Below are 23,143 nucleotides of genomic sequence, written 5' to 3'. Positions count from 1 at the left end.
GTATTCTACCCTCTCGGGCCTATCAGACCACGATCAATGCCGGGGTTTTTTTGCGGGCCCGACCAAAACCCTGGCCACCGCCGCGGACGACGGGAGCCGCCCGCGGCGGTGGCACTTGGGCATGTCGCGTGAATCAGTGTCGCGCGGACTGGCGGCGCGCGGACTAGCGGCGCGACACGCCCAGTTCGCCCAGGTTGGCGATCATGTCTTCCGCCGACGTGCTCGGGCGGACCGACCGGTCAATGCGGGTGATGATGCCGTCGGCGTCGATGTAAAAAGTGTGGCGCTTTGCAAAACCGTTGGTGTAGACACCGTAGGCCCTGGCCGCCTCGCCCTCAGGGTCGCTCAGCAAGGGGAAGTCCGCCTCCGTATCGGCGGCAAACTCGACATTCTTCTCGACGGAGTCCGTGCTGGCCATGAAATAACTCACGTCGAACTCACGTATTCGATCGCCGTTCTGGGCCAGTGACTTGCACTCTACTGTGCAGCCAGAGGTGAAGGCGCGCGGAAACCAGGCCAGAACGACCGCCTGCTTGCCGCGGAAATCGGACAGGCGATAGGTATTGCCATCTGATGCCGCCATTTCGAAATCCGGCGCGGTATCGCCCACGGACAGCGAGGTCTGCGCCTGCAGCGGCAGCGCGAACAGGAAGGAAATCGCCAGGGCGATCGCAAAAGGGAAAGACGTCATACGCATGCCAGGGCACTCCGTAGCAGTAAACTGGGAAAAGACTCCACTATATACGTTGGAGTGTGGTGGTGGATCATGCGCAGTGTCACCGACAGGCAGCAGCAGCCGGGGTTGCCGCGGACAAAAGCCCGGCAGGCGCGGTTTCGCAGGTTTACGTGCACCGCCTACGGCGATAGCCTATGATAACGAGAAGCAACAAGGCTCTCGCTGATGACAGCGGCCACTGTTGCAGACAATGGAATCTCAGACGACCTAACGAGGAATTTCACGTGGAAGCGAAACACATTCTGGGCGCCGCCCTCGTAGCTGTACTGGCTACCGCGCTGGCCGGCTGCAGCAAGGACGACGCTGAAGATGCCGGTCAGAACGCCATGGATTCAGTCGAACGCGCGGGCAGCGCGGCGGAGCGCTCAATGAAAGATGCCGCAGACTGGGCTGAGGACACGGCGGAAGATGCAGCCGACGCCATGGACGATGCGGTCGACAGCGCCTCCAGTGCCATGGACGACATGGGTGATCGCGCACGCCGCATGATGGAAGACGGTGAGGATGCCGCCAGTGAGGCCATGCGCGGTGCAGAGGACATGGCCAGTGACGCCGCCGACCAGGCCGAGAGCATGGCCCGGGATGGCCAGGAAAAAGCCGAGGATGCCGCTGAAGCCATGCGCAAGAAAATGGAGGAGTGATCACAGTGCGGCGGAGCATGCCGCCGCATTGGCCGCAGACGTGCCCGCTGCTGCACTGCGGGCCCCGGCGGCCTGAACGCGAACCCTCGGGCCCGACGGCATGAGCCCCCGCCGCAAACCTGCCCCTGCTCCGAATACGCCGGGAGCCAACGCCATCGGACCGATGAGTATTCTGCACCTGCTGCCGGTCATCGGCGAGGTGCTGGGGGAGGACGCACGCAGTCACGTTCTTGCGCGGTCCGGAGTGACGCAGTTGCCAGAAGCGGAGGTCTTCTGCGACGAAGCACCCGCCGCGGCGATTCATCAGGCACTGCGCCAGGCGTTTCCCGACATGGCAGAACAGATCACGCGACATGCCGGTGGCCGCACCGGCGACTGGATTCTGGCGACGCGGATGCCACCAGTGGCCAGCATGACGCTGTCGCGCATGCCGGCATGGCTGGCCGCGCCCGTTCTTTGTGGACTCATCGAGAAGCATGCCTGGACCTTTGCCGGTTCGGGCGAGTTTCGGGTAGCCAATCGCAGCCGGCCGGTCTTTGAACTGGAAAACAATCCCGTTGTTCGCGGCGAAATCGCGACACATCCGCTTTGCAGCTGGCATGCGGCCGTGTTCGAGCGTCTGTTTCGCTCGCTGATAGACCCGGACATGGCGTGCGTTGAAACCCACTGCTCCGCCTGTGGAGACCGTGCCTGCCGTTTCGAAATCACCTGAACCGGGCTTGCATTACACGACAGTCGACGTATGCTCACTGTGACAGGCTATCGCCATGGAGAGAGAGGCGTGCCACCAACCCGCAACAACGATCCCTGGCCCTTCCGCTGGGACCTGCTACTTCGCTACCGCTTCATCGAGATTATCAGTCTCTGGGAAGGTCGACTCACCACGCGCCATCTCTGCGATACCTTCGGCATTGGACGACAACAGGCGAGCAAAGACATAAACGCTTACCTTCGCGGCGTGGGCAAGGGCAACCTGAGATACGACAAGTATCTCAAGGGTTACCGCCCGACGCCGGATTTCGAGCCCCGGCTGACCAGCGGCATCGCCGACGAGTATCTGCACCTCGCCGCACGCAACGCGGAGCTGAGTCACGTCTTCGACTCGCTGTCCATTGAACTTCGCAATATCGAGGTACTTTCAATCCCCGTTCGCGATGTGCGCCCCGCCGTACTCAGGCCATTGCTGCAGGCGGCGCGCACGGCCCAGCGCCTCGAGGTAGACTACGTCTCGATCAGCAACCCCGATCGCGAGGGCCGTATCATCGTGCCGCATACCCTGGTATTCACCGGCCTGCGCTGGCATGTGCGGGCCTGGTGCGAAAAGAACCAGGGCTATCGCGACTTTGTCCTGAGCCGCTTCCGTGGCGAACCCGAGTTACTGGGTCACAGCGACAGGACCGGCGCTGACGATGCTGACTGGCACGCCCAGGTGACCCTTGAGCTGATTCCCGATCCGCGTCTCACGCCAGCCCAGCAGGACGTGGTCATGCAGGACTACGGCATGCACCATGGCGTTCTCGCCATCCCGACGCGGGGAACGCTGGTGCCCTATGTACTCCAGCGCCTGAATGTCGATGTCAACGGTGACCAGGCGGCACCGGAATCACAGCAGCTGGCACTTTGCCACCGCGACACTGTAGCGAAGTGGCTGTTCCCGCGCTGAGGCGCGTACAGCCGGACTCTTATGACCCGCCCCTCACTCAAACAGCTGGAGTACATTCTCGCCGTGGCGCGGTATGGCAGTTTCCGCCGCGCGGCGGACAAGCTCGCCATCAGCCAGCCAACACTCACGGCACAGATCGCGAGAGCGGAAAAGGCGCTCAACGTCACGCTGTTCGAGCGCACGCGCTCCGGCGCCGCACTGACGCCTGCGGGACGCAAACTGGAAGGCAACATCCGCCACATTATCGATGCGCTGGAGAACCTCGTTGAAAACGCTGACAACGCGCGCGCCGGCGGCAGAGGCGTATACCGTCTCGGCGTTGCTGCCACGCTTGGCCCCTTTGTGCTGCCACAGATTCTCCCCGGCCTGCACGCCATCTACGCAGACCTCAAGCTGTATATCCGGGAGGACTCACCGCGACAGCTGGAATACGGGCTTGAGCGAGGAGACTACGATCTCATTCTGACTGCGCTGCCCATCAACTCCTCGCAGTTGGTGTCGGAAAATCTCATGCGTGAGAGCGTAAAACTGGTAGTGCCGCGAGATCATCCCCTCGCCGTCAAAGCGCAGATTCTGGCCGCCGATCTTGCGGGGACCCAGATTCTGACCACGGAAGAAGGTCTGCTGTTCTCACGCCAGGTCGAGCAGGTATGTGCGCGTCTGGGAGCAGAAGTGCTGCGTGACTACCAGGGCACCAGCCTCGACGCGCTCCGCGTCATGGTGGTCATGGGGATGGGGCTGGCCTTCCTGCCGGCACTGTACATCGAATCCGAGATCAACGCCGATACGGCGCTGTCTGTCCGCCAGATAGAGGATGAGAGCATCGCCCGCATACATGCGCTAGCCTGGCGCCCCACATCACCAGCACGGGTTTTCTATCGACATCTCGCGGAAGACATGCGCGATCTGCTGCGGGCAAGCGTGGGCAGCGTCGTCGACGTCCTGGACAACTGACGCGTCCCCGCAGGACATTGCGGTACGATCGCAGGCAGACACCCAGCGATAGTTTTTATCTATAGCGAAGCCTCACTATTTATGTCGTAGAATATCAGCCTTATCCGTATGCTTTGAACTCAGCAGCCCGGCCGGTGGTGACAGCCAGCGGCGGGATGTGAGTAAGACCCTCCCCAGGGCGCTACCCCTCCCCCCCCCCTCTTGGGTAGCGCCCTTTTTTCCACTGATCGCGAGCTCGATACCGGTCACAGCACTGTGCCGCTGTTTTTTGTGTAGACTCTTCGAGGTTTTTGCAAAACAGAGGTAGGCATGGCGCACCTGGGATTTTTCTTCTTCCACGGCCTGATATTTGCCGGTCTGTATTCTGCAGGCCTTGAATCCCTGTGGGCATGGCTGCTCTTTCTGCTGGCACTTGGCACGCTCGGTCTGGGGCTCTACGACATGCTGCAGACACGGCACACCCTGCGACGCAATTTTCCGCTCCTGGGCCGTGCACGCTGGGCGATGGAGCACCTGAGGCCGTTTATCCGTCAATACCTGCTGGAATCGGATACCGATGGCGCACCCGTGAACCGCATGTTCCGCTCAATTGTCTACCAGCGCGCCAAGGGCGACCTGGCCAGCGTGCCCTTCGGCACGCGCATTGATACCGGGAGCGACGGTTACGAGTGGATCGGCCACTCCATCGGCGCACTGAACGCGAGGGACATCGACAGTGACCCACGCGTGCGCATCGGCGGCGCAGACTGCCAACATCCCTACGATGCCTCTTTGCTGAATGTGTCGGCGATGAGTTTTGGAGCGCTCAGCGCCAACGCCATACGGGCGCTGAACCGCGGTGCAGCCATTGGCGGTTTCTACCACAATACCGGCGAGGGAGGCCTGTCGCCCTTCCACCGCGAGCACGGGGGTGACCTGGTGTGGCAGATAGGCACGGGTTACTTTGGCTGTCGCAACGTCGATGGCACGTTTTCCGCACAGAAGTTCCGCGACACGGCGACTCTGGAATGCGTGCGCATGATCGAGATCAAGCTCTCCCAGGGGGCCAAGCCCGGCCATGGCGGCATTCTGCCCGCGAGCAAGAACGATGATCTCATCGCCGCCATTCGCGGGGTGGAGCCACACACGGAAGTCGTCTCACCTTCTTCCCACAGCGCGTTTTCATCGCCACGGGAACTGCTCGACTTCATTCACCACCTGCGGCAGCTGTCAGGCGGCAAACCGGTGGGCTTCAAGCTGTGCGTCGGGCGGGAGAGCGAGTTCATCGCCATCTGCAAGGCGATGGTCGAAACGGGCATCCGGCCGGACTTCATCACGGTTGACGGCGGCGAAGGCGGCACCGGCGCAGCCCCTCTCGAGTACAGCAATTCCGTGGGCATGCCATTGCGGGACGGACTGGCCTTCGTGGTCGACTGCCTGATCGGCTTCGATCTGCGTGATGATATTCGCGTCATCGCCGCCGGCAAGCTGTTCACCGCCTTTCATATTGCCAGGGCCCTCGCGCTTGGCGCCGACCTGTGCAACAGCGCTCGCGGCATGATGCTCGCCATGGGCTGCGTGCAGTCACTGGTATGCAATACCAACCGCTGCCCGACCGGCATTACCACGCAGGACCCACGTCTTACCCGGGGTCTCGATGTCAGCGACAAGGGTATCCGCGTGGCGCGCTACCAGCGGGAAACCATTCACGCACTGGTCGACATCGTCTCCTCCGCCGGCCTGCACAGTCCCTGCGAGATTACCCGCTCGCACGTTTACCGCCGGGTGGACCAGCAACATGTGGCCCGCTATGACCAGATGTATCCCTACCCCGCCACGGGTTCGTTCCAGGCCAGCCCGCCACAGGGGCCTTACGCGGACGACATCCGCGAAGCAAGCAGCGAGAGCTTCCTGCCCCGACGCTATGTCTTTGCCGGCAACACACCGCGCAGCGAGCAGTTATCAGCATGAACGTGAGGCAGATCAATAGGCGCAGCCGCCGGATGTGTCATGGTTCAGTGAAGATGCAGCAGATGGATGACACGCCATGAAAAGACCACACAGCACCGCGGCCCTGGTGGCCATACTCGGAGCATCAGCGTGTTTTGCCGCACCCGATCGGCAAGCGACGGAGGCCGAGGCGAAGCGCATCGTCGCAAGCTTTGTCGGCGAAGTGAAGCCGATGCTGCAGGGCTACATGAAGGCTCGCGGTCCTGTCGGCGCCGTGGAAGGCTGCGCCGTGGATGCGCCTGCAATTGCGGACCGCATCAGCGAAAGCACGGGCTGGGAGGTCGGCCGCGTCAGCCTGAAGCCGCGCAACGTCGACCGGGGAACGCCCGATGCCTGGGAAACCGCAACACTGCGGCAGCTGGAGAAAAAGCGTAATGATGGTGCAGATGCCAGTGAACTGAACCACGGTGAATGGGTCGAGGGCCGCTATCGCTACATGCAGGCGCAGATTGTTGAAGGCGTTTGCCTGAACTGCCATGGCGAGGCACTGGATCCTGCAGTGCAGTCCATTATTGCCGAGTACTACCCAGAGGACAGCGCCACCGGTTTCAGTCTTGGCGACATTCGCGGTGCCGTTACGCTGGCATCACCACCCGGCGACTGATACGGCTCGCCACCCCCGGCGTCGGCCTGTGTAATCATTGCCACCCGGGACGCATCATCGTACTGTAGCGCCTTTCCTACCGTGCCGCAGTCCGATGTTGAACCGCCCCGATGTCACTAGCCGTCCCGCCGCGCCAGCCGGCATTCCGCGGGTCCGGGGACGCTTCACGGCAGGCGCCATCGCCCGCAAGCTGCTCTGCTGCGTCGCGCTGGTGACTTTCCTTTGCACCTCAGACTTATCCCATGGCGCAACGTCGAGCCCCGTCGATCTGGCGACATCAGCCTCGCCCATACGCCTCGCGGCTCACCTTGACAGCTGGCGGGAAGACCCTGCGAAAAGCACAGCGGCGGCGCAGCTTCCACCCAGGAGTGCCGATTGGCAGCGAGGAGTTACCCCTCTGGAAGTCGGCGCGGGGCAGCCCGTCTGGCTACGCCTGCGCCTCAGACTCGCAGACAATCAGAGCGGTGACTGGCTGCTCACCTTGCCCACAACCGCCGTGGAAAGTGCACTTTTCCTCGGTCCGTTCGATGTCGGTGGCCGGCCACAGGCAGCCCCCGTTCGCTCCGGTCTGGATCAGCCTTTTGCCAGCCGCCCCCTGGGTAATGAACGACTGATATTTCCCATAAGCCTGGTGAAGCCCGGCATCTATACGGTTTTTCTCCGGCTCGACTCCAGCATTCGTCTCAGCATAGAGCCGGAGCTGTGGCGACCTGCGGACTATCTGGCAGAGCGTAAACACAAGACGATCTTTGACGGTATCTGCTACGGCATTCTCATCACTCTTCTGCTGTACAACCTGGTCCTCGCGGGCGCGTTCCGCAGCCGTGCCTACCTGCTTTACGTCCTCACCTGTGCGTCTGCCCTCCTCACCCTCTCAACCTACAATGGCCACGCAGCGCACTATCTCTGGCCCGATAACCCCTGGCTGATACGGCACAGTTACACCTTCGCTCCCGGCCTATGGGTGCTTTTCTCGGCACTTTTTGCCCGCACCTTCCTGTCGCTCAGGGAGACAATGCGGATTGCCGATCGTATCGTGCTGGGCGTGGTGTTCTGCGCCATTGCCGTACTGGCAGTCGGACTCTCGGGCTATAGAGAGCTTGCGCAGACACTCACCGAGATAATGGCATTCAGCGGTGCGCTGCTCATGTCTGCCATCGCTTTCCTGCTCTGGCGCAAAGGTTCACCCGGAGCCCTATGGTACCTGGGCGCACAGGGCACGCTTTTTCTCGCGGCTGTACTGGTGGTATCCATCAACTGGGGAATCATCGTGTCGCCCTTCCTGCTCGCCAACGCGCTGCAGCTAGGCGTATCCGCGGAGATGGTCGTGTTTGCCATGGCGCTCAGCGCCCGCATCAATCGGGTGCAGTCCGAGAAGGCAGCGCTCGACCTGCGCGCGACACACCTCGCGCTGGCGGCCTCGACCGACCCACTGACCGGCGTCGCCAACCGCAACGGTCTCGCGCATGCGGCGGAGCGATTGCTGAAAGCACCGCAGAAGAGTGCGCTGCTGCTGATCGATCTCGACCGCTTCAAGGCAATCAATGACGATTATGGACATGAAGCCGGCGACCTTGCCCTTGTCGAAACCGCGAGGCGGCTGGAAGTGCACCTTCGGGGCTCGGACATCATCGCGCGAACAGGCGGCGATGAATTCATCATATTGCTGGCGGATCGACCTGATCCAGGTCGACTGGACACATTGCTGGGCCGGCTATCGGAAGCACTCACCCAGCCTCTCTACTACCGGGACTGCGCACTGGCAATCTCGGCGAGTATCGGTGCCGCCCGCTTCCCCGAGGACGGTGAGACGATCGAGGACCTGCAACGAGCGGCTGACCGAGCCATGTACCGGGCCAAACAGGACGGGGTTGCCTTCCGCCACGCGTCAAGTGACAGCCATAGTTCGTTACCGACAGCCTAATGCGTTTCGGCAGACGCTCTCATGTCGGGCATCGACGCACTCACCGCGTCACTGAACCGCAGGAATGCCTGCCGGCTTTCAGCAAAGTCTGGAACGCTGACCCGCGGATGGCTATCGGCAAGCGTTATCGCCCGGCGCATGAGTTGCTCATAGCCAGCGAGGTTCCCCTGCACCAGGCGGACCTCGGCAAGGCCAGCCAGCGTTGCAATAGAGTCTGGATGCTCATAGTCCAAAGCCGACTCTCTGGCTGACAGGATAGACAGGTAGAGTGCACCCGCGGCCTCGTGCTCATCACGTGCCAGCAGCAGATCCGCCATTTCCTGCGCCGCTATCAGGGTTGTCGGATGCGTTTCCCCGAGGGTATCGCGCTGCCGGGTCAGTGTGTCCTTCATCAGCGGCAAGGCACGATCATGGTCACCGATCTGGCGGAACAGTCGCGCCAGCTTCATCTGTGTCTGCAGCGTTTCAACATGGGCATCCCCCAGCGCCTCGCGGCGCCGTTCCAGCGTCTTCTGGAACAGATCCCCCGCTTCTGCGATGCGACCCAGACCGCGGTACACATCCGCGAGATTATGCATCGAGCGCAGTGTCTCGGGGTGATCATCCCCCAGCACATCGCGAGCCTGCGCCAGGTGCTGTCGGATAATCGGCTCCGCTTCCACATACCGACCCGTGGTCTCCAGAACAGACCCCAGGTTGCTCAGGCATCCCAGCGTCAGGGAATGCCTCTCGCCCATCACGTCCCTAGCCAGCGCCACACAATCCCGATAATGTTGCTCCGCCCTTGTATAGTGACCCAGCCAGTGATGGATGATACCGACCGAGCGCAGCGCCCGGATGGTTAACGGATGCCGTTCACCCAGCCTGGCGACCTGTCGACGATAGATTTCCTCGAATATCGTCATGGCCAGCGTCAGATTGCCCGTCATGTGGTGCTTGACGCCAAGGGAGTTGAGGGCGGCGATGGTTAGCGGGTGATTGTCACCCAGCACACGGGAACTGATTGCAAAGGATTCCTCGGACACGGCTTTCGCCTGCTCGTGCTCGAAACGCAGCCCGAGCAGGATGTCTTTGGCCGCCAACGCCCGCACGTAATCTTCCGTCTCAGTCTGTCCCTCGCGGCGCAGTGTGGCCAGGGCAAACTCAATGTGCGGTTCGGCGGTATCGAGCAGGCCCAGAGACAGATAGACATCAGCGATGGTGCGGCGGATCGTCGCCGCTACCAGCGGGTTGTCCGCAAAGGAATTATCCAGAGAGTCGGTCAGCGACTCGCCGGCCGAATCGAGAACGGCGCGCACCGTGATGTCGCGGCCCTGAGCCACATCCGGAGTTGCCTGCGCGAACATGTCGGCGAGGAACCCAGTCACCGCCTGGGCCTTGTCGCGCTCGAAGGCCGCGACATCCCGCTGAGCGGCAACCTGCCGATTGCGCTCCGCCAGCGTCGCGGTAAACGCCAAGGCCGACAACAGGAGCACAGTGGTCGCCATGCTGGCAACACGATTGCGGCGAACCAGCTTCCGCAGGCGATAGTGCCAGTTGCCCGCCCTCGCCATGACCGGGCGCAGCGCAAGATAGTCGGTGACATCTTCCGAGAAGCGCGCCACTGACTCATAGCGATCTGTGGTTTCCTTCTGCAGAGACTTCATGAGAATACTGTCCAGATCCCCGCGCAACTGCCGCGCGCGGACAGGCGTCGCTACCCGGCTGGGCAGCCGGGGTATCTGCTCGAGAATTGCCTGCATGACCGCCGCCTGGTCGTCTGCAGCGACGTCGTGCGGCCACATTCCCGTCAGAAGTTCGTACAGAATCACGCCCAGGACATAGCCATCCGTCGCGGTTCTCGGCACATCACCGCGCACCTGCTCGGGACTGGCGTAGCGCAGCGTCAATCGCCGGGGACGACTGCCCTCTGACGCGGCTTCCTCGCCACCGGCATTGCTCAGCAGCCTCGATACCCCGAAATCCACCAGTCGCGGTTCGCCGTCATCCGCCACCAGGATATTGGACATTTTAAGATCGCAGTGAATAACCAGCTGCTGATGAGCGTAATGGACCGCGCCGCAGATTTTCACAAACAGCTCGAGCCGCTCGCGAACCCCCAGCGCCCGTCTGTCGCAGTACTCATCCAGCGGCAAGCCCTGCACATACTCCATGACCAGGTAGGGACTGCCATCATCGGTGGAGCCGCCATCGAGGAGTCGGGCGATGTTGGCATGCTCCAGGGCCGCGAGTATCTGTCGCTCGCTCATGAAACGCTGGCGCAATTCGTCGCTCACCAGCGCGGTGTTGACCAGCTTTATCGCGACGCGCTTGACATACAGGTTGTCGGCACGCTCGGCGCTGTACACAACGCCCATGCCACCCTCTCCGATGCGGGTCAGCAGCCGGTAGGCGCCGACCACGCTGCCGTCCCTTGCGGGCGGCACGGCGAGGTGACACGCTGCGTCGCCGACAATCCGCGTGAAACCTGAGGCCTGCGCATCGTGTCGGAGCAGTAACAGCACCTGATCACGGATGTCCGGCGATGTGCTGCAGGACTGCTCGACAAAGGCTGTGCGCTCATCCGCCGGCAGCTCCAGCGCCGCATGGAACAGCGCTTCCACCTCACCCCAGCTACTGCTGTCAGAGGCGTGACTCATCGATCAGACTGACGGCGTCGCAAGCCGGGATCTCAGCCAGGCGCGCGCGAAGCGCAGGTCCCGATCGAGCGTGCTCTCGGAAAGACCGGTCACCACCCCCATCTCACGAAAGCTCAGTCCGCCGAAGACCTGCATTTCCACCAGCTCTGCCTTGCGTTTGTCCAGCGTTGCCAACTGCTGCAAGGCCTGGTCAAGGCTGATCAGGTCTTCCGTCTCGGTCTGGCGATGCTGCGCTTCGCTGGCATTTTCGACAATACCGGTCTCATCGAGGGAAACTATCAGCATGTTGCCGCCCCGCTTTGTCGCTCTCCCGGCCTTGGCGTGATCGACGAGAATATGACGCATGATTCTCGAGCACAGCGCATAGAAGTGCGCGCGATCCTGCCAGTCGACCTCAACATCCACGAGGCGTCCATACAGCTCATTTACCAGCGCCGTTGGCTGCAGCGTGTGGCCAGCCGACTCACCGCTGAACAGATAGCCTGCCCGCTTGCGGAGCTCCTCGTAAACCAGAGGCGTGAGCTGCTCAAGTGCGCTCTCCTCTCCCACGCGCCAGGCCTGCAGAAGCGCGGTGACGGGATGCTTGTCGCTCATTCGGGATCGCCAAAAAATGCGAGCTGGTTCTTGCCCGAATTCTTGGCGCGATACATCGCCTGGTCCGCCTCGCGCACAAGCTGCTCCGGCTGCAGCTCGTGATTGCTGTCACGCGGGTACAGGGAAACACCGATACTCACTGAGACCTGAACCGTGACGCCTCTGATGACCAGCGGGGTGGAAGCGGCAATGAGCAGCCGGTCGAAAAGTGGCTCAACCACGGCGAGGTGGTCGAAGTCAGAAAAAATCGCCACGAACTCATCACCGCCGAGGCGCGCTATTGTATCCTCGGCACGCAACTCCGCCTTGAGGCGTCCGGCGATTTCAATCAGCACCTCATCTCCCATGTCATGACCATGGGCATCATTCACCTCCTTGAAACCGTCGAGATCCATGAAGGCGACGGCCAGCTTTCGACGGTGCCGGGTAACCTGCGCCATGGCCTGCTGCAGTCGATCAATACACAGAACCCGATTCGGCAACCCCGTCAGAGGATCGTAATGGACCAGTCGCTGCAGCTCATCCTGCTGCTTCTTCTGCAGGGAAATATCGGAAAAAAGGGCAATATGATTGACGATATTTCCGGCGCTGTCGCGAATAACGGTGAGGTTGAGATGCTGCGGATACACATCCCCGTTCTTGCGGCGGTTCCAGATCTCGCCCTCCCATACACCATCACGCTGTATGTTCTCCCACATCTCGCGATAGAACGAGGGTCCCTGCCGACCTGAGCGGAACAGACGCGGATCGGCGCCGAGCACTTCGCTCTTCGTATAGCCGGATATGCGCTCGAACGCGGGGTTCACATCCATGATCCGATTCTCGGCATCGGTGACAATAATGCCCTCCCGCGCGTAGTCGAATACCATGCTCGCCTGCTTCAGGCTCGCCTGGTTGCGTCCACGCTGAATCAGGCGCCAGATTTCGTTGGCGAAAAGCTGGACGGTCTCGACATCCCGATCAACGTAGTCCTCCGGCTTGTTGCCGACACCAATCAGCATGACCACGGCACCAAAATCCGTCAGCGGAACCGAGACAAAGCGCAGCATGTCCGAGTGTCCCTCGGGGAGCCCCTTGCGCTTCTCTGCCTGCGCATAGTCATTCACGACCACCGGACTTCGGGTGCGCACGCCATCAGCCCAGATGCCGGCTTCGGACAGCCGGTAGTGGGAGGCAAAGTCAACGACGTTGCAGTAGCGCTCTTTCGTCCGTCGGGACCAGGCAATGAGTTCGACTTCCCTGATGTCTTCATTGACGAAATGCAAAAAGGACACACAGCTGCCGGTAAGGTCCTCAAGTCGCTGCAGTGCCGCCTGTGCAAAATCATGCTCGGACCGGCTTTCCCTTAAATTGGCCAATAGCAGCAACACTCTGTCGCGCCGGGCGATAAAGTTGATCTGATCACTGCGGGCTTTTTCACGCGTGATATCGGTGTGAGTGCCGCGCATCAACAGCGGCTGACCATCGCGACCCCACTCCACAACCTGACCCACATCATGAATCCAGACCCAGTGACCGTCCCTGTGCAACAGACGCACTTCAACCTGGTAACGATCATCGTGGCCGTTGATGTGCCGCTGGAAGGCCTCGTCGAAACGCTTGACGTCATCGGGGTGGAGAAGCCGGTTCCAGGCACCGATATCGCGTTCGATATCATCGCTTTCATAGCCCACCATCGAGGCCCAGCGCTCATCCACGCGAATGCGGCCACTGGGCACATGCCATTCCCATGTGCCCATGTCAGAGGCGTCGATAATGGATTGCAGCCTTGCGTTCGCCGCCGCCAGACGAAGGCTGGTGGTCATGAACCAGGCCACGCCTGCAATTAGCGCCAGCAACAGGAGAGCCAGGACGGCGACCAATGCTGTGTGCTCTGCCAGCAGACCCGACCACGCCGCCTGAAGGGGGCCCTGCGTGACTGCGGACGCCTCTGTCTGGGCCACGACGAGAGGAAGCGGGTGAAGCACGAAAAAAACCACCGCGATCAGATAACCGGTGATGCGTGGCGTCGTGGCCGAATACCGGGCACGGTGCGCACTGGAGTCACCACGAGGATGGATTTTGCTTGCAATGACACAACGCACGCGGTGTTCCAAGTCTTGTAGAGCTCCGTACATTACCGCGCCCGCGGCCTGTGGCCAAGTCCGTCACGCAGACAGGAGAAGCCGGCCAGAATATCCGGCGGTTAAAATTGCCAGACAGCCACCATACGTGACTGGCCTGCGCTACACTGCCCGTTATAACAATGCTCTGTTTGGAGACTGCAAATGCGTCGAATCGACCTGACCAGCGCCGGCTTTCTGATGCTGGAAAAACGTGAAACACCCATGCACGTTGGCGGGGTGAACCTGTTCACTCTCCCCGAGGGGGTCAATGAGCGCCGCTTTCTGGAGGACCTGCGCGAGATGCTGCAGGCGACGAAAGAATTCCGCCGACCGTTTGCCGAGTACCCCGTTACCGGACGCACCGGCCTGTTCTGGGAAAAAGACGAAAACATGGACATGGACTACCACGTCCGGCACAGCGCACTCCCCGCCCCCGGTCGCTACCGGGAACTCTTTGCCCTGGCCTCGCGTCTGCACACCACGCTGCTCGACCGGACCCGCCCGCTCTGGGAGCTGCACTTGATCGAAGGCCTGCAGAACCGCCAGTTCGCTGTCTACAACAAGATTCACCATGCCGCCATTGATGGTGTCGGCGCCATGCACATCACCCGCAGCATGTGCACAACAGACCCCGAGGCACGCGTGGGCTACGCCCCCTATTCACTGGAAGCCTACGAGCGCTACAAGCAGCTGCGCTTCGGGCAGAGCCAGCGCCCGAAAACGCCACCTCGTCAGAGAGAGCTGAGAAATGTACTGGAAGCGCTGAAGCATCAGTACGATTCCGGTGTGAACCTGGTAACCGCGATGCGACGCTTTGGCGGCGCCTTTTTCGGTCGCAGCGGCAACCTGGCCGTGCCCTGGCACAATGTTCCCAAGACCTCTATCAACACACAGGTCTGCGGTGCGCGACGCTTTGTGGCCCAGTCCTTCGCGTTCAGTCGCGTGCGTGGGGTCGGCAAGGTGATGGGCGCTACCGTCAATGACGTCGTGCTTGCCATGTGTGCCGGAGCCCTGCGACGCTACCTGCTGTCCCGGGATGAACTGCCCCTGCATTCGTTGAAAGCCATGGCGCCGGTTTCCCTGCGTGCAGAGGGCGACCTCGAGTCCACCAACGCCGTGGGCTTCATCACTGCGGATATGGCGACCAACGTGCACGACCCGGAGAAGCGCCTGCGCCGTATTCAGAGCTCCATGCAGGCCGGCAAGGACCTGTTGAGTGAACTCAGCCCCGCCGAGGCCAACCTGTTCATGCAGCTGACACAGCTGCCCGCGCTGGTCACTTTTCTTCTGGGGCTGTCCTCGCGTCTGCCGGCCTTCTCCACCGTGGTCTCGAATGTACCGGGACCGCGGGAAAAGCTGTACTGGAACGGCGCCACCCTGGACGGCATTTACCCGGCATCCATTGTCTTTGACGGCTTTGCCATGAACATTACGCTGGTGAGCTACCACGACCATCTCGACTTCGGGGTTGTCGCCTGCCGCCGATCGCTGCCGCAGATTCAGCGCATCATCGATCACCTGGAGGAATCGCTGCAGGAGCTCGAAGAGGTGGCGGGGCTCGCGCAGCCTGCGGCGAAGAAGCGAGCGACGCGGCGGGCCGGCACTGCGGCGACGGCGAAAACCACGACGAAGGCAGCAGGAGCCTCCGGAACAAAGAGAAGCGCGAAGGCAGCGCCGAAGACCCGTGCCACCCCCAGAACCAAAGCCAAAGCCAGGAGCAAGGCGAAACCCCGGGCAAAAACCGCGGCGTCCGCGGCAGGCACAGAAAACCCGTAGCGGTAGCAGCACAGACAGGGAGCAGAACACAGTGTCAGACCCAATCCTGATCGGTGGAAATGACAGCGGCCAGGTGTTCCTGCACCCGCGCTTCGCGAATCGGCACGGGCTGGTGGCCGGCGCTACCGGTACCGGAAAGACGGTGACCCTTCAGTGCCTCGCAGAGGGTTTCTCAGAGCTTGGCGTACCGGTCTTCCTGGCCGACGTGAAGGGCGACCTCGCAGGGCTGAGCCAGCCGGGAGCGCCACACCCCAAGATTGACGAGCGCGTTGCGAAGATCAACATCCCGCACTATACACAGACCGGCTATCCGGTCGCGTTCTGGGATGTATTCGGGAAGTCGGGCACGCCTGCGCGCACCAGCATTTCGGAAATGGGACCTCGCTTACTCGCGCGACTGCTAGACCTCAACGACACCCAGGAGGGGGTTCTGACGCTGGTATTCGAGTTCGCCGACGCGGAGGGCATGCTGCTGGTGGATCTGAATGACCTTCGGACCTCACTCCTGTTCGTCGCCGAACACAGCAAGGAACTGCCGGCCGGCATTGGCGTCGCACGCGCGTCGGTGGACGCCATTCTGCGGCGCCTGCTGATGCTCGAGCGCGAAGGTGGTGATCGCTTCTTTGGCGAGCCCGCCCTGCAGCTTGCCGACTTCATGCAGCGTGACCGCCAGGGTCATGGCGTGATCAATATCCTCGCCGCAGATACCCTGATCCGGAGTCAGCGGGTCTATGCCACGCTCCTGCTCTGGATGCTGTCAGAGCTGTTCGAGAACCTGCCGGAGCTCGGCGACCCCGCACAGCCCGAGCTGGTGTTCTTTTTCGATGAAGCGCACCTGCTGTTCAAGGACGCGCCAAAGGCGCTGATCGACAAGGTAGAACAGGTAGTGCGGCTGATCCGCTCGAAGGGTGTCGGCGTGTACTTTGTCACCCAGTCTCCTGCGGACGTTCCGGACAGCGTTCTGGGGCAGCTTGGCAATCGCGTACAGCATGCCCTGCGTGCCTATACGCCGCGAGAGCAGAAGGCGGTCCGGGTGGCGGCACAGTCTTTCCGTGACAATCCGGCGCTGGATACGGTCACGGCGATCAGCGAACTGGGGGTCGGTGAAGCGCTGGTATCCACGCTGCAGGACAAGGGCGTGCCCAGTCCCGTACAGCGCGTCCTGGTGCGTCCGCCGCAGTCCCGCATGGGCCCGATCACCGGGGAGCAGCGAGAGGCAGTGCTCCGCAACGATCCCAACCAGCGCCGTTACCTGGAGCCCTTCGATCCACACTCCGCCCATGAGATATTGCTGGAGCGAACCGCAAACCTGCAGAAGGAAGCAGACGCCGCGCGCCTCGCAAAACAGGAGGAGCGCGCAAATGGCGCAACCCGCACCGGCAGTCGCACGCGACAGGGAAATACCGAGGTATTCATAAAGAGCATGGCGCGCAGCCTGGGCAGCGCCGCCGGCAGCTCACTGGGTCGCAAACTGTTTCGCGGTATTCTGGGGTCGCTACTCAAATAGCGCTGTCATCGCGCCTTGTTCGTGGCAGCGAACAACCTGCTACCCAGATTGACGAGTCCGAGCACCAGCAGGCCGCTGACCAGACCGACACCGCCAGCCAGCGCGGTAGACGCCAGGACTTCAAGCGCGCCCTCCTGCATGGGACCCAGGACCCATTGAAACGCCCTGTGAATAACGGGGACACCGTGCTCAAGAATGCCGCCACCCACCAGAAACATCGCCGCTGTGCCGACAATGGAAAGCGCATGCATGAGCCAAGGCGCAAATGCCAGCAGCGCACGACCGACAAGGCGCCCGGGTCGCGCAAGAATGCCTGCAGCATCCCGCTCCACCAGGTGCAGCCCCAGGTCATCCAGCTTGACGATGGCAGCGACCAGTCCATAAACACCGACCGTCATCAGCAGCGCAATCGCGATCAGCACGCCCGCTCGTGTGGCGAGAGGCTCACCCGCCACAACTCCCAGCGTAATCACGATAATCTCGCCGGACAGGATGAAATCGGTGCGTATGGCGCCGCGTATTTTTGCCTTCTCGAGCTCACGAGGATCTACATCAGGCTCTGCCAGGGCAGCCAGTCTCTTGTGTCGCTCGGCATCGCGTTCCGCCCGTGAGTGGAACAGCACGTGCCAGACTTTCTCGGCGCCCTCGAAACACAGGTAGAGTCCGCCAAGAATCAGTAGTGGCGTGATCACCCAGGGTGCAAAGGCCGCTATCAGCAATGCCACGGGCACCAGAATACACTTGTTCAGCAGCGACCCCCTCGCTACCGCCCAGACTACCGGCAGCTCACGCTCCGCCCTGACGCCAGTGACCTTCTCGGCATTCACCGCCAGATCATCCCCCAGGACACCGGCGGTTTTTCTGGCGGCGACCTTGGACATTACCGCGACGTCATCGAGCAACGCGGCAATGTCGTCAATCAGCAGTAGAAGACTTCCGCCTGCCATACCCTGCGCCCCTATGAGCTTACTTAATTGTGATCAGGCCTTGCCCGGCTTCTGACGCTGAATCGCCTTCTTCATGTTCGAGCGTGGATAGCGCGGCAGTTTGCCGGTTTCAAGGTAGCGGAGGATCGTCTCCTGGGAGCGGATGCTCGCGGCCTTCTTGCGCCGCTTGACCATGGTGTTGAGCTGCGCAGGATCCAGAATACGCGCGCGCTCATTATCATGCCACTGCTGGTCCAGTATGTCCTGCAGGAGGGTTTTTGCGTCGGGGTCACGTACCGGACACAGGACTTCAACCCGGTAGTCCAGGTTGCGGGTCATCAGGTCGGCGGAACCGATCAGGTAGCTCGGGTCGCCACCGTTGTAGAACACATACAGACGCGGATGCTCGAGATAGCGATCAACAATACTGATTGCCTTGATGTTGTCGGACGTTCCGGGCACCCCCGGCAGCAGGGAGCACATGCCGCGTACAATAAGACGGACTTCCACCCCGGCGGCGCTGGCCTCATACAGTTTCAGGGACAGCTGCTTGTCGACCAGATTATTGCACTTGAGGGTCATCGCCGCACGACGACCGGCGTGGGCATGCGCTATTTCCCGGTCAATCATCCTGATCAGCGCCGGCCGGGTGGAGTGCGGCGATACCAGGAGTTGCCGGTAATCCGGGCGCTTGTAGGTAAACTTGAGGAAGTCAAAAACGTTGGCAACGTCCTCACCGATGACCTGATCGTAGGTCAGCAAGGTGAAATCCGTATACAGCTGTGCCGTCTTTTCGTTGAAGTTGCCAGTGCCGATGTGACTGTAGTAAGCCAGTCCCTGCGTTTCCCGACGCTCGATCAACAGCAGTTTGCTGTGCACTTTCAGCCCCGGAATGCCGAAAATCACCTCGATGCCGCCCTCGGTCAGCTTTTGCGCCCAGCGGATGTTCGCCGATTCATCAAAGCGCGCGGCGAGCTCCACCACTGCACGCACGCGCTTGCCGTTGGCTACCGCGTTCACCAGGGCGTCAACCACGCGCGACTCGCGGGCCACGCGATACAGGCAGATCTTGATGGACTCCACCTGCGGATCCAGCGCCGCCGTTTTCAGCAGGTCGATAATGTAATCGAAAGGGTGATAGGGATAGTAGAGCAGGATATCCCGCTCGCGGATCTCCGAGAAAATACTGCGGGAGTCGTCCAGACTGGGAATGCGCACCGGCTCCATGGGCTGTAGCTCGAGGTACTTTGGACCCACCCTCGGAAAATCCATGAAATCCTTGGAGTTGTGATAGCGCCCGCCCGGGATCAGGCTGTCGTAGCGGCCAAGGTCAAAGCGCGTGATCAGAAAATCCAGCAGTCGCTTTGGCATATCAGCATCGTAGACGAAGCGCACCGGGTCGGCTCGCTGGCGCTGCTTGAGGCTGTGCGCCATTTTCTCAATCAGGCTTTCCGTAATACCGGCATCAAGCTCGATCTCGGCATCGCGGGAAAACTTGAAGCAGAACGCCGACGCCTTCTCGATGGGCAGGATGCCGCGGAACATCTGCGGGAGGCAGAAGCGGATCACATTGTCCAGCGCGATAAAGACACGTCCGGACTTGCCCTTGCGCCGCGGGATCTCGACAAAGCGATTCATGCGGTCGGTCGGCACCTCGACCAGCGCATAGGTGTGCTTGCCATCGGACAGCATGTCGACAGCCAGGTACAGGGATTCGTCATTGAGCGCCGGTATCGGCTGACCCTCGTAGAACAGCACCGGATCCAGCTCCGGCAGCACCGTCGCCGTGAAAAAGGCCTGCACATAATCCGCCTGATTGGGCTCCAGCTGACGCTCATTGATCATGTAGATGCGCCGTCGCTGGAGCGCCTGCATGACATCGTTGTACACCTTCTCAAACTCTTCCTGCGACTCGAAGACCCGCGCCTGGATGGCCGCCAGCAGATCCTTCGCCTGCTGCCGTGTGCTGCCGGAAGAGACGGAAATAAGACGGCGCACCTCGGCCACGCGCACCCGGAAAAACTCATCGAGGTTATTGGAGAATATCCCGAGAAAGCGCAGCCGCTGGATTTCCGGCACGCTTTCGTCCGCCGCCTCCTGTAGCACACGGGCGTTGAAGGACAGCCAGCTCAGCTCCCGCGGCATAAACAGGTTTTCATCAAGATCGGCCAGCCGTGGCTGAATGGGGTTAGTCGTCATTGTCGTATCCGCTGCAGGGCCTTTTCCGGCGATGTGTCAATTGCGTGTGCACACCACATTAGGTGATCGGGACGCCGGGGAGTAGCCCTGCGGGAAATTGTCATATTTCTGTCATTTTTCCACCGGTGGACGCACGGCAAGCACATCGGTGGACAGGCTCTGCAGCACCGATTCCGCCGTGTTGCCAAGCAGCTTCGCGCGTAAACCGCGGCGACCGACTGTGCCAATCACCACCAGCTGCGCGTCCAGCTTTGCCACTTCACGGGAAATCACGTCCGCGGTCGCCCCCCGCCGGCAACGAAACACCGTTGTCGGCAGCGAGAACGCGTCGGCGAGCTCAGTGATATGAGGCTGCATATCGCGCTTCATCCGACGGGTGAAATCGTTCGGGTCCAGCACATCGAGATCCGTCAGCAGATGCGGAATTTCCATGGCACTGATACAGGACAGCGACACGCCAAGTGCTTCGGCCAGCCTGTTGGCGTGCCCGAGAACCACCCTGTTGAGCGCCCGCTTGCTCTTTGACCGCGTGGCAAGGTCGAGCGCCACCAGCAAGGGGCGCTGACGATGCCAGCGCTTTCCCGCCACGATGAGCACCGGGGCCGCACTCTCGCGCAGCAGCTGCCAGTCCGTGGACGTGTAGGACACCGAGGCACTGTGGTGCGCCGTTTTCACAACATAGTCGTACTCTCTCGACTCGGTTCGCTGTATCACCCAGGGGGCGATATCCTTCATCCACACAACGCGCAGGCCTACGCGTGTGCCGGCTGGCGCTTCCCGATCAATCTGCTCGCGCAGCACCTGCTCGCGGCGGTCGAGCATTCCGCGCTTCACACCGGCCTGCTCATCGCGTGGAATACCGAGACGCCGCAGCGACGCATACGTGAATGCCACGATTTCTACCGAGCAACCCAAAGCCTCTGCCAGCGCAAGACCGCGCGCCGTCGCCACGCAAGGTCCCTTGCGATCCGCAATCACCATTATCCTGCCCATGTTCTCTCCATTCTGACGCCCCGTGGGCGTATCCATACAGTCACTGTTGCGGGCTGCGCAGGCCCCAGATCAGTCTTCGTGCCGTTGCAGATACCCGAGAATATGCGCCGCCGTCGACCGGGGATGCTCCAGCGGAAACAGATGACCGCCGGGCACGGTATGCAGTTCCGCCTGTGGCTGCGCACGCCCCCAGCGCCGGAATGCAGACGCCGACAGCGTTTGCGAGTCGCTGCCACGCAGGCCGAGAACCGGAAGCGAAACGCGCTTCAGGGTCGGCCATATCCATGGCGCAGAGCCATAAATCCCGGCCTCCCAGGCCGGCGGGAATAGCAGCTTGATGCCGTCGTCATTCGCCGGAGCGGTACTTGCGCCAACGTAATCACGCAGCGCGTCATCACTGAATCCACTGAAGGCGCGCTTGCCGCGATAAAAGTCGAATGCTGCCTGCGCGTCGGGAAACTGATCGGGGCGGGCCAGCGCGCGGCGGATCATCGGCATCCGTTGCAATCGGGAACGCGGCGTCAACGCCACGCCGACGACGAATCGCGTCGGCAGAAAAACGGGGTCCAGCAGGACCAGCCCCCGGAAAAGCGCCGGCTCACGAGCCGCCGCCAGCACTCCCACCACAGCACCGAGAGAGTGGCCGAGCAACCACACGGGGGCGTCGTGATGCGCCTTGAGCGTGTCAATCAGATCGTTGGCAAAGAGCTGCCAGCGCAGGCGAAGCGGGGGATGCGGCTCTCCCCAGAGTGGGCGGTGCCGAACGGCAGCAACACTGTAGCGCTCACCCAGCGGCTGCAGAAGCTGCCGGTAACTGCCGGGGGGATAACCGTTGGCATGTGCGAAAACCAGCGGATCTCCCGAGCCGCCGAAGGCTTCCCAACGCTCCTGCATTTGCTGTCCTTTTTCTCTGGTTACACCCTGCGCAGAGTAAAGCAAAAGCATCGATCTGCCCATGCCCGCGACCCCTTGCCTGGCCCTCGCGAGGGAGTGACAGACAGGTATACTGTGCGATGAGACATCTCCACAAAGAGGCTTCCATGACGCTTGAGGAAATCAGCAGAACCCGCTGTTTTGACGGCCAGCAACTCAGGTTCCGCCACCGCTCAGGGACACTGGGCTGCGACATGCAGTTTTCGGTATACCTGCCGCCGCAGGCATCGCGGGCCAAGGTGCCCGCGATATGGTTTCTCTCCGGCCTGACCTGCACGGATGAAAACGTCATGACCAAGGCCGGCGCACAGCGCTACGCCGCGGAACAGGGCGTCGCACTGATTGCACCGGATACCAGCCCGCGGGGTGAGGACGTGCCGGATGATCCGGACGGTGCCTGGGATTTTGGCCTCGGCGCCGGCTTTTATGTCAACGCCACGCAGGAACCCTGGTCCACCCATTATCGGATGTACGACTATATTCAGGACGAGCTGACAACGTTGATCGCAGAGGAGCTACCCATCAACCCGCTCAGAGCCGGGCTGATGGGGCACTCCATGGGTGGGCACGGCGCCCTCGTCATCGGCCTGCGCAATCCCGAGAAGTGGGCGAGCCTTTCCGCCTTTGCGCCGATCGTGGCACCGAGTCAGTGCCCCTGGGGGGAGAAAGCACTGGGCCATTATCTCGGCGACGATCGCGACGCCTGGAAAGCCTGGGATGCCACCGAACTGGTGCGTGCCGGCGCGGCGCAGAAACCGCTGCGGATCGACCAGGGTGAGGACGACAACTTTCTCGCAGAGCAGCTGAAAACCCCGCTTTTCGAACATGCCTGCGCGGACACCGGATACGAGGCATCAATCCACTATCACCCGGGCTATGACCACAGCTATTACTTTATTGCCACCTTCATTGGCGAACACATCGCGTTTCACGCGGCGCACCTGCGCGGTTCAGACTGAG

General features: G+C 61.6%; 18 protein-coding genes. 10 read left to right on the top strand and 8 right to left on the bottom strand.

All coding sequences use genetic code 11. The features are described from left to right. Positions 1–163 precede the first annotated feature (163 nt). Entirely contained in the window at positions 164–697 is a 534-nt protein-coding gene (locus tag EV688_RS03360) for a peroxiredoxin (protein WP_240624198.1), read from the bottom strand. A 263-nt stretch (positions 698–960) separates the two neighbouring features. Between EV688_RS03360 and EV688_RS03355 the strand changes: the two genes are divergently transcribed. From EV688_RS03355 to EV688_RS03325, 7 genes are all read left to right on the top strand, one after another. Next, a complete protein-coding gene (locus EV688_RS03355) occupies positions 961–1,377 on the top strand; it encodes a hypothetical protein (RefSeq protein WP_117314650.1) in 417 nt (138 codons plus the stop codon). A 163-nt stretch (positions 1,378–1,540) separates the two neighbouring features. Next, positions 1,541–2,089, top strand: a complete 549-nt coding sequence (gene bchJ, locus EV688_RS03350) for a bacteriochlorophyll 4-vinyl reductase (RefSeq protein WP_240624197.1) — start codon at positions 1,541–1,543, stop codon at positions 2,087–2,089. Positions 2,090–2,158: 69 nt separating this feature from the next. Then, positions 2,159–3,040, top strand: coding sequence for a helix-turn-helix transcriptional regulator (locus EV688_RS03345; protein WP_240624196.1), 882 nt, complete (start codon positions 2,159–2,161; stop codon positions 3,038–3,040). Between the two features lie 21 nt (positions 3,041–3,061). Then, positions 3,062–3,994 (top strand): hydrogen peroxide-inducible genes activator, encoded by a 933-nt coding sequence (locus tag EV688_RS03340; RefSeq protein ID WP_117314647.1) that lies wholly within the window; start codon positions 3,062–3,064, stop codon positions 3,992–3,994. 309 nt (positions 3,995–4,303) lie between these two features. Next, a complete protein-coding gene (locus tag EV688_RS03335) occupies positions 4,304–5,944 on the top strand; it encodes an FMN-binding glutamate synthase family protein (protein ID WP_117314646.1) in 1,641 nt (546 codons plus the stop codon). A 76-nt stretch (positions 5,945–6,020) separates the two neighbouring features. Then, positions 6,021–6,587: a Tll0287-like domain-containing protein gene (locus EV688_RS03330; protein WP_117314645.1), complete on the top strand. Its 567-nt coding sequence runs from the start codon at positions 6,021–6,023 to the stop codon at positions 6,585–6,587. A 94-nt stretch (positions 6,588–6,681) separates the two neighbouring features. Beyond that, a complete protein-coding gene (locus EV688_RS03325) occupies positions 6,682–8,511 on the top strand; it encodes a diguanylate cyclase (protein ID WP_117314644.1) in 1,830 nt (609 codons plus the stop codon). Here the strand turns inward: EV688_RS03325 and EV688_RS03320 are convergent. Genes EV688_RS03320 through EV688_RS03310 form a run of 3 tightly spaced genes read right to left on the bottom strand, consistent with a single transcriptional unit; the run spans position 8,508 to position 13,711 of the window. Further along, positions 8,508–11,150 (bottom strand): serine/threonine-protein kinase, encoded by a 2,643-nt coding sequence (locus tag EV688_RS03320; RefSeq protein ID WP_117314643.1) that lies wholly within the window; start codon positions 11,148–11,150, stop codon positions 8,508–8,510. The genes EV688_RS03325 and EV688_RS03320 overlap by 4 nt on opposite strands. Positions 11,151–11,153: 3 nt before the next feature. After that, positions 11,154–11,744, bottom strand: a complete 591-nt coding sequence (locus EV688_RS03315) for an ECF-type sigma factor (RefSeq protein WP_117314642.1) — start codon at positions 11,742–11,744, stop codon at positions 11,154–11,156. Then, positions 11,741–13,711 carry a GGDEF domain-containing protein gene (locus EV688_RS03310; protein WP_162883767.1) on the bottom strand — a complete coding sequence of 657 codons (1,971 nt, stop codon included), beginning with the start codon at positions 13,709–13,711 and terminating at the stop codon, positions 11,741–11,743. Before EV688_RS03310 ends, EV688_RS03315 begins: the two co-directional genes overlap by 4 nt. Before the next feature lie 300 nt (positions 13,712–14,011). Here EV688_RS03310 and EV688_RS03305 point away from each other — a divergent pair, with 300 nt between their 5' ends. Together EV688_RS03305 and EV688_RS03300 are read left to right on the top strand one after the other, a co-directional pair. Further along, positions 14,012–15,625: a WS/DGAT/MGAT family O-acyltransferase gene (locus EV688_RS03305; protein ID WP_117314640.1), complete on the top strand. Its 1,614-nt coding sequence runs from the start codon at positions 14,012–14,014 to the stop codon at positions 15,623–15,625. 31 nt (positions 15,626–15,656) lie between these two features. Further along, positions 15,657–17,132 (top strand): helicase HerA-like domain-containing protein, encoded by a 1,476-nt coding sequence (locus EV688_RS03300; protein ID WP_117314639.1) that lies wholly within the window; start codon positions 15,657–15,659, stop codon positions 17,130–17,132. A 5-nt stretch (positions 17,133–17,137) separates the two neighbouring features. Here EV688_RS03300 and EV688_RS03295 read toward each other — a convergent pair whose 3' ends face one another. The 4 genes from EV688_RS03295 to EV688_RS03280 all read right to left on the bottom strand — a co-directional run bounded on the left by EV688_RS03295 (position 17,138) and on the right by EV688_RS03280 (position 22,144). After that, positions 17,138–18,079, bottom strand: coding sequence for a DUF808 domain-containing protein (locus EV688_RS03295; RefSeq protein WP_117314638.1), 942 nt, complete (start codon positions 18,077–18,079; stop codon positions 17,138–17,140). 33 nt (positions 18,080–18,112) lie between these two features. Continuing rightward, positions 18,113–20,257 carry a polyphosphate kinase 1 gene (ppk1, locus tag EV688_RS03290; RefSeq protein ID WP_117314637.1) on the bottom strand — a complete coding sequence of 715 codons (2,145 nt, stop codon included), beginning with the start codon at positions 20,255–20,257 and terminating at the stop codon, positions 18,113–18,115. Positions 20,258–20,368: 111 nt separating this feature from the next. After that, a complete protein-coding gene (locus tag EV688_RS03285; RefSeq protein WP_117314636.1) occupies positions 20,369–21,250 on the bottom strand; it encodes a universal stress protein in 882 nt (293 codons plus the stop codon). A 69-nt stretch (positions 21,251–21,319) separates the two neighbouring features. After that, positions 21,320–22,144, bottom strand: a complete 825-nt coding sequence (locus EV688_RS03280; protein WP_117314635.1) for an alpha/beta fold hydrolase — start codon at positions 22,142–22,144, stop codon at positions 21,320–21,322. Between the two features lie 146 nt (positions 22,145–22,290). On the opposite strand from EV688_RS03280, the gene fghA reads away from it, so the two are divergent. Further along, on the top strand, positions 22,291–23,142 hold the full coding sequence (fghA, locus tag EV688_RS03275) for an S-formylglutathione hydrolase (protein ID WP_117314634.1): 852 nt from the start codon (positions 22,291–22,293) through the stop codon (positions 23,140–23,142). Position 23,143: the final 1 nt, after the last annotated feature.

Source organism: Chromatocurvus halotolerans, assembly GCF_004340525.1.
Lineage (GTDB): Bacteria > Pseudomonadota > Gammaproteobacteria > Pseudomonadales > Halieaceae > Chromatocurvus > Chromatocurvus halotolerans.
Note: the sequence above shows the minus strand (reverse complement) of the source record. Positions and strands in the feature narration are given on the sequence as shown.

Bases quoted from the DNA above. Each gene is read 5' to 3' on its own strand.
- EV688_RS03360 (WP_240624198.1), bottom strand. From the start codon at position 697: ATGCGTATGACGTCTTTCCCTTTTGCGATCGCCCTGGCGATTTCCTTC.
- bchJ (WP_240624197.1), top strand. From the start codon at position 1,541: ATGAGTATTCTGCACCTGCTGCCGGTCATCGGCGAGGTGCTGGGGGAG.
- EV688_RS03340 (WP_117314647.1), top strand. From the start codon at position 3,062: ATGACCCGCCCCTCACTCAAACAGCTGGAGTACATTCTCGCCGTGGCG.
- EV688_RS03335 (WP_117314646.1), top strand. From the start codon at position 4,304: ATGGCGCACCTGGGATTTTTCTTCTTCCACGGCCTGATATTTGCCGGT.
- EV688_RS03330 (WP_117314645.1), top strand. From the start codon at position 6,021: ATGAAAAGACCACACAGCACCGCGGCCCTGGTGGCCATACTCGGAGCA.
- EV688_RS03325 (WP_117314644.1), top strand. From the start codon at position 6,682: ATGTTGAACCGCCCCGATGTCACTAGCCGTCCCGCCGCGCCAGCCGGC.
- EV688_RS03320 (WP_117314643.1), bottom strand. From the start codon at position 11,150: ATGAGTCACGCCTCTGACAGCAGTAGCTGGGGTGAGGTGGAAGCGCTG.
- EV688_RS03315 (WP_117314642.1), bottom strand. From the start codon at position 11,744: ATGAGCGACAAGCATCCCGTCACCGCGCTTCTGCAGGCCTGGCGCGTG.
- EV688_RS03305 (WP_117314640.1), top strand. From the start codon at position 14,012: ATGCGTCGAATCGACCTGACCAGCGCCGGCTTTCTGATGCTGGAAAAA.
- EV688_RS03295 (WP_117314638.1), bottom strand. From the start codon at position 18,079: ATGGCAGGCGGAAGTCTTCTACTGCTGATTGACGACATTGCCGCGTTG.
- ppk1 (WP_117314637.1), bottom strand. From the start codon at position 20,257: ATGACGACTAACCCCATTCAGCCACGGCTGGCCGATCTTGATGAAAAC.
- EV688_RS03285 (WP_117314636.1), bottom strand. From the start codon at position 21,250: ATGGGCAGGATAATGGTGATTGCGGATCGCAAGGGACCTTGCGTGGCG.
- EV688_RS03280 (WP_117314635.1), bottom strand. From the start codon at position 22,144: ATGCAGGAGCGTTGGGAAGCCTTCGGCGGCTCGGGAGATCCGCTGGTT.
- fghA (WP_117314634.1), top strand. From the start codon at position 22,291: ATGACGCTTGAGGAAATCAGCAGAACCCGCTGTTTTGACGGCCAGCAA.